The organism is Hominiventricola sp. (assembly GCF_057604405.1).
The window spans coordinates 36825-43426 of sequence record NZ_DBLYVB010000019.1 but is presented as its reverse complement, the minus strand read 5'-3'; the positions used below and the strand labels follow the sequence as shown (position 1 = coordinate 43426).

At 44.1% G+C, this 6602-nt stretch carries 7 protein-coding genes; 3 read left to right on the top strand and 4 right to left on the bottom strand.

What is annotated here, in order from left to right:
* Nucleotides 1–76 precede the first annotated feature (76 nt).
* Nucleotides 77–1261 carry a UvrD-helicase domain-containing protein gene (locus tag ACZMB2_RS11185; protein WP_487596816.1) on the top strand — a complete coding sequence of 395 codons (1185 nt, stop codon included), beginning with the start codon at nucleotides 77–79 and terminating at the stop codon, nucleotides 1259–1261.
* A 146-nt stretch (nucleotides 1262–1407) separates the two neighbouring features.
* Here the strand turns inward: ACZMB2_RS11185 and ACZMB2_RS11180 are convergent, their stop codons facing one another.
* Together ACZMB2_RS11180 and ACZMB2_RS11175 are read right to left on the bottom strand one after the other, a co-directional pair.
* Nucleotides 1408–1950 (bottom strand): HD domain-containing protein, encoded by a 543-nt coding sequence (locus tag ACZMB2_RS11180; protein ID WP_487596815.1) that lies wholly within the window; start codon nucleotides 1948–1950, stop codon nucleotides 1408–1410.
* 20 nt (nucleotides 1951–1970) lie between these two features.
* Nucleotides 1971–2165 (bottom strand): hypothetical protein, encoded by a 195-nt coding sequence (locus ACZMB2_RS11175; protein ID WP_487596814.1) that lies wholly within the window; start codon nucleotides 2163–2165, stop codon nucleotides 1971–1973.
* A 144-nt stretch (nucleotides 2166–2309) separates the two neighbouring features.
* Between ACZMB2_RS11175 and ACZMB2_RS11170 the strand changes: the two genes are divergently transcribed.
* Complete coding sequence (locus ACZMB2_RS11170; RefSeq protein ID WP_487596813.1) at nucleotides 2310–3149, top strand: magnesium transporter CorA family protein; 840 nt, start codon at nucleotides 2310–2312, stop codon at nucleotides 3147–3149.
* 12 nt (nucleotides 3150–3161) lie between these two features.
* Complete coding sequence (locus ACZMB2_RS11165) at nucleotides 3162–3734, top strand: GNAT family N-acetyltransferase (RefSeq protein WP_487596812.1); 573 nt, start codon at nucleotides 3162–3164, stop codon at nucleotides 3732–3734.
* On the opposite strand, the gene ACZMB2_RS11160 is transcribed toward ACZMB2_RS11165, so the two are convergent.
* Nucleotides 3710–4999, bottom strand: a complete 1290-nt coding sequence (locus ACZMB2_RS11160; RefSeq protein WP_487596811.1) for a CotH kinase family protein — start codon at nucleotides 4997–4999, stop codon at nucleotides 3710–3712. The two genes, ACZMB2_RS11165 and ACZMB2_RS11160, sit on opposite strands and share 25 nt — an antisense overlap.
* Nucleotides 4996–6597: a DUF6020 family protein gene (locus ACZMB2_RS11155; RefSeq protein ID WP_487596810.1), complete on the bottom strand. Its 1602-nt coding sequence runs from the start codon at nucleotides 6595–6597 to the stop codon at nucleotides 4996–4998. The genes ACZMB2_RS11160 and ACZMB2_RS11155 overlap by 4 nt, the downstream gene beginning before the upstream one ends.
* Nucleotides 6598–6602 lie beyond the last annotated feature (5 nt).

The following is a 6602-nucleotide window of genomic DNA, read 5'->3' as shown; positions in this document are numbered from 1 at the left end:
CTCCTATGATTAAGCGTCAGAGATACTACCAATCTCTGGGCCTGGCTGCATAGGAAATGATATCTTTGAGATAAATGTGTCAACCAATATTGACAATATCAAAACATTAATCAACTTAATTAAGAGCAACGGATATGATATAGCAACTGTTCGCAAGTTGAATCACGCAGGAAGCAATACGCAGACAAACAATACTTTGCTTTCACTGCTTGAGCCTATCTTCAATGCGTACTGCCAATATCTTGCAGACCACAAAGAAATTGATTTTAACGATATGATTAACCTTGCTTCTGAATATGTTCGGCAGGGGAAATATATCAATCCGTACAAGTATGTGATTGTCGATGAATATCAAGATATTTCTAAGGCTCGTTTTACGCTCTTAGACTGTCTGCGAAAATCCAGAGATTATGAGCTTTTCTGTGTCGGTGATGACTGGCAAAGCATTTATAGATTTGCAGGAAGCGATATTGGATTCATCCTCAATTTTTCAAAGCATTGGGGTGCAACAGAGGTCAGCAAGATTGAAACTACCTACCGTTTTTCTCAGAAGTTGATTGAAATAAGCGGTGGATTTATTATGCAAAATCCCGTCCAAATCAAAAAATCCATTAGAGGTAAATCCGAAGACTTTGGATTTCCGCTTGGAGAAATCTCCGGCTATACAGATAAATTTGCGATAGAATTCATGTCAAAGAAACTGAACGATATTCCCAAAGGCAGCAGTGTGTTTTTCATCGGCAGATATTCCTTTGATGCTAAATTATTGAATGATAGCGGACTGTTTTCTTGTCAGTATAACAACACAAGCGGTTTTATCGATGTTAGAGTTAAATCCCGTCCTGATTTGAACATGGTGTTTTTGACAGCGCACAAGTCAAAGGGATTACAAGCAGACTATGTGTTTATCATTAACAACAAAAAGTCAAGAATGGGTTTCCCAAGCAAAATCCAAGACGCTCCGATTTTGAATTTGCTGCTTGATAATTGCGACCAGTACCCTCATGCAGAGGAGCGTCGCCTGTTCTATGTTGCTTTAACCAGAGCAAAGAAAAAAGCATTTATTGTTACTGTTAATGGACAAGAATCTGAATTTGCAATGGAACTAAAAGAGCGATATGGAGATGAGTTGAAGAAAGAACAATTTGAATGTCCTCTTTGCGGTGGGCGTTTGGTAAAACGCTCAGGTCCATATGGTGAGTTCTTTGGCTGTTCCAATTATCGAACAAACGGATGCAACTACAAAAGAAGAATTCGGTAAAATATCAGATTCAGCCCCCGTGGTGCGTAGCTAATTTCTTTGAAATTGTTAAAGGGTTTGGTATGTTTCCTAACAAGGTTTTGCAAAAGGTCAGCAAGGCTGAAATTTTGCAAAACGCAATTTTACTGTTTTATGAGTACTGCCCTTTATGCCTGCATTTTTTGTACCAGTGATTCCGCCAGCTGATAAAATTCTTCCTCCACCTCTTCATGGGGCCGTTCCCGAAAATCGGGTTCAGACGTCAGGGGAACAGGGATCATTTCATGTTCTCCATTCATGAGACTTTTCAGTTCCTGACTGAGCATTTCGTCATCAATCTGATGCCACAAAGCATGTTCTTCCGGTGTCAGATCACCCAGATGAAAGTGGGTCAGAATGGTCTGCATGATCTGCTCTTCAATCTCCAGATAATTGGAGAGGTGTACTTTTACCGGGCGGATAATGTCGGATAGGTAAGCTTCGCTGGCATCGTGAAGCAGACAGGTCAGTACCAGCCGGTCGGACCATCCGCGGGAATCTGCTTCCCGGGCGCAGTTCAGAGAGTGAAGTCCTACGGTATAGAAATATTTCATATGTCCGCCGCCACGGCAGAGAAGACTTAAGGCATGGGCAATATCCCGGAGGGAGACATCCTCTGGTGTCATCTTCAGGGGTTCAAACCGCTTTCCGGTATAGGTGTTCATTTTCATAGGAGCTTATCCTTTCTTTTTTAGACTGCTTCCTTGCAGACGTCCACCCATCCGCGGGCATTGGCCGTCTGCTCTAATTCTGGAATGGTCAAGCGGACGGCGCTATGGTCATTACTGGCAGCTTCCACAACAGTTGCGGTGGATGCCTCCGGTTCCATAATATGATCGGCAAAGCCGACAGATTCAAGATAAGCTTTTGCTTTTGTGAATGACATGAGTAAGCGCTCCTTGCTGTAATATGTTTACTGGTATTTTAGGGCGCAAAGGTACAACTGTCAATGAAAATGCTTCGAATTAAAATTGCGAAAAGGGGAAGATTGAGATATAACATAGGTAGAAGCAGACAGGAGGGATATGGATTGAATCAGCTGGGCACATTTATTCAGGTGATGACAGAAAAAGAAGCGGTAAAAGAAGGCATGGAAATATCTGGAGGGATTCGGTTCTGTAAAGTGGAGAAGATACAGGGCTCCTACGTGGGAAGCCTTTATATTCCGTCCAGAGCAAAGAATCGTTCCCATACCGGATTTTATTTTCGGATAGAAAAAGATAAAATTATATTTGTGGATGACAGCGGCAAAGTTCTGGAGTGGCTGAAAGAAATGCTGAAGGCAGGCGATGAAAAACAGCCGGAGCTTGGAATTTTCTTTGCGGATTTTCTGGAATATCTGATCAAGGATGATGTGATATTTATCACGAAACTGGAACATAGTCTGGAGGAACTGGAGGACATGGTGCTGGAAAAGGGCAGTGACATTCCGTTCAATCATGAGATTAGTGGATACAGAAGAAAAGTCAGCCTGTTTTCACATTACTATCTGCAGCTGGCAGATCTGAGCAGTATTTTGTGTGAGGATGACAATCACGTTTTCAAAGAAAAGGAAAAGCGCAGTTTTTCGTTGCTTACGGAACGAGTTAACCGACTTCATGATGAGACACTGATGCTCAGAGATTACTGTGTGCAGATCCGCGAAGTATACCAGTCCCTGATTGATGAGCGCCAGAACGAGATCATGAAGCTGCTCACGATTGTTACGACCATTGTGCTGCCGCTTTCACTGGTGGCAGGCTGGTATGGTATGAATTTTACCAATATGCCGGAGCTTACCTGGCATTATGGGTATGGATTCATCATTCTATTGAGTATTGTGATTACGATATTAAACATTCTATATTTTAAAAAGAAGAAATTCTGGTAGAAGGAAAAAAATATGCAGATACGCAGAGCAACGGAAAATGATGCAGAAGCGCTTTTGAAAATATATGCACCCTATGTGGAGCATACGGCCATTACTTTTGAATATGAGGTTCCTTCGGTAGAAGAATTTCGTTCCAGAATCCGGCATACGCTGGAAAAATATCCTTATCTGGTGGCAGAAGAAGACGGAGAGTTGTTGGGCTATGCCTATGTGGGACCCTTTCATGACCGGCCGGCCTATGACTGGGCGGTGGAAACGTCGATTTATGTGGATGAGCGGAAGATACACAAAGGTGTTGGTGGAAAACTTCACGATGCACTGGAACAGGCGTTGAAAACCCAGGGTATTTTAAATATGAATGCCTGTATTGCCTGGCCAGACGGAGAAGAGGATGAAACACTGACGAAGAACAGTGGAGAATTTCACGCCCATCTGGGTTATCGCATGGTAGGTGAATTTCAAAAATGCGGTTACAAATTTCATCGCTGGTACAATATGATCTGGATGGAAAAAATAATCGGAGAACATACCGACGAGCAGCCGTCTCCGATTCCATTTTCTCAGTTGGAGGACATCCATTTCTGATCAAAATATTGAATTCTCTTTTGTGTCCAGTTTTTCAGATAATCGACTGCGTCATTCCAACAGGAAAACTGTACGGGATCATGTCCGCAGTTCTCAGCAATCTCTGCTACAGGCCAGATGCTTTCTGTATATTCTGCGGACTTGGCAATTCTGTGCCGGTAATCTTCAATAAGCTGTCCGGATGACAGGAAAACATCCCGGGCAGTGGTCTGATAATATTCCTGTACCGCATCCTGGAATTCCGGAATTTTCATGAGTTCTGTGTACCAGGTGCAGTCATTTTCGGTTCCCATATACTCCTGAATATTGCTGACGTAATCCCGTTCCGGGTCTCCTCCGTATTTTCCTTTCTGGGCATATCCAAGGGCTTTGTCAAAGTCCCAGACAGGACCCATATGTAATACATCATCTGGTCCGTCCTGATAGAGATAAAGACTGGTCCTGCAGCTATCCGGATTTTCAGAGAATTCTTCCAGTAGGTAGAAGGAGAGAAAGCTTTCCACATCCATCATGGAAGAGATCTGTTCCCAGTCTTTTTCTTCGGCATAGAGCAGATCTTCAAACCGGCGGACATAATCTTCAAAATCTGAAAAAGATTTCCGGGCTAAAGAATCCTCTTTTTCCATATCATCTGCGGGGGAATCCTTCAAGGTGAATACAGCGGGACTGTAATTGCTCTTGAAATAGCTGTCAGCATCATGCCAGTAGAAGGTATCGACCTCTGCCAGAATCCCTTGTTCACTTTTCAGATTCAGAGATGTTTTTGCAGTAGCAATTCGCTGGCAGACCAGGTAGACCCCTCGGTAGTCTCCATCGATCCAGACATCTGCAAATTTAGCCTGCGGGGCAAAATCCATCATCTGCCCGGCCAGATCATACATGAGCTTGTTGCGCATCATGGAGGCGTCGGCATAATTGGCGATGAGAAGCCATTTCTTTGCCGGGGGCATGCCAAGCACAGAGTTGCGACTGGGAAGCTTGATCTGATAACTTCGCCGGGGCATTTTCCAGGAAGAATTTCCTCTGCCTTTGACTCTGACGTTGGTATATTCTTTTCCGTCCAGATCAAGGGTATTTCCCTCATAAGGAATACCGGTAGCACCATCATGGATTTCTTCCAGGGTACAGTCATTGAGGGAAATATGGATAGCAGGAAGATCCATTTCCGGATCTTCGCTGCTGTCCCGGGTAATAAGACCTGCGCAGATGAAAATAAGAATGGCATTTATCAGAAGAAGTCGTCTTTTGTGTTTTTTCAGTTTCATTGTCTGTATTCGCTCCATGAAGTTAGGATTACTGCCGGCAGGCAGAAGGCAATGGAATAGGCATAGCGGAAATACCATCCATAAGTAGGACCTGCAATGCAGACAAGTAATACAATCATCAATGGAGTAAGGAGCAGCAGTCCTTTGTGGTTTTTCCTGCGGATACAGTAGAAGAACCACAGAATCAGCATCCAGATATAGGTTGCCGTATAATTCAAGTAGACCAGTCCGGGAAGCTGGAATATGGATTCACGGATCGTCTCAAGTTTCTGGCGAACAGAATCAAAGGCGGCCGGATAATGGAAAGAAGCCCCATAATCGGCAAGGTTTTCATTTAATTCGTTCAGATGTTCTGCACTGTTGTCATAGCTGTACAGCTTGGTGGTAAATCCTCCCGGATAAAAGTAGCCGTACAGATTGTTCATGGTTGCCTGCACATAAATATCCGGATGGCGCAGCAGCATCTGGTACCAGGCCTGGAAATACGTAATCAGTTCGTCCAGGCCGGTCTCATTATCATAGGTTGCTTTGACCGGGTCAGACAGATTGGGGTTATATAGTTCCGGCAAGCCTTCATAGTCCAGAACGGCAGAAATGGCAGCTTTTTCTTCCGGTGTCACATCATCTCCGGCATCACGGAGATAACGGGCGGTCTGCTGGAAGGGGATGGAAAGCATTTCTCTGGGGTTTGACGGTTTCACATCGCAGGCAGGTAAAATAACCTGTGTATAAAGTAAAAATCCTGCAAAAGCAAATGCGGCCAGCCGCAGGAAAAACCGGCGTCTGGTGAAAATCAGAACCACAAGAGAGGTGAGGATAATCAGGTATACACCTTCCTGACGAAAGTAAAAGATACCAACAAGGGAAAGGAGAAACATTCCCCGATGCTGCCATTTCTCCACAGAAGACCAGTTCTGTACGGTGAGAATCCGGTACAGTTCTACCAGGAACAGCAGCAGAAATCCGGCAAACCAGGTATCCTTTACAAGAAGGAACATATAGTTCCTCATGCGCGGAGCCAAAACATAAAAGAGCAGAACCAAACTCAGGCATCTGGCAGAAACATGATGCTCCAGTAAAAACTGCATCAGCCAGCTGATGCTGAAGAATAGAAAACAGATCTGTACCAAAGCAAAGAGACCTAGTCCAATATTGGCAGAATGGAAGGCAAATTCGCCGAAACGGGTAAATCCATAGAGCAGCAATGTGTGGACCACCGGATGATGATTTTTGAGGCGGCAGGTTCCGGCTAAAAGTGCTGCATAACTGTTCTCTAACTGAGCAACTGTATCAGAAGTGAGAATTCCGGGAAAGGAATAAATCATATAAGGAAGGTACAGGATCAGCAATGTAAAAAAGGTAGTGGCAATCGGGTGCCGGTGCAGTAATCTTAAGTAAAAGCGAACCGGCTGCGGCCAGTGATGTCCGCCATGTTTCCGCTCACTGAGCCAGTCCAGAAGATGAAACAAAATGGCAATTCCTACAGAAAACAGGAGAAAATATCCGATTCCCTGGAGAATTGATGCTTTGAACAGTTCAGGACTGCCAAATACCAGATCCCAGCTGTTGTCTTTATAAAAGGATTCTCCCAAAACCATAAAAG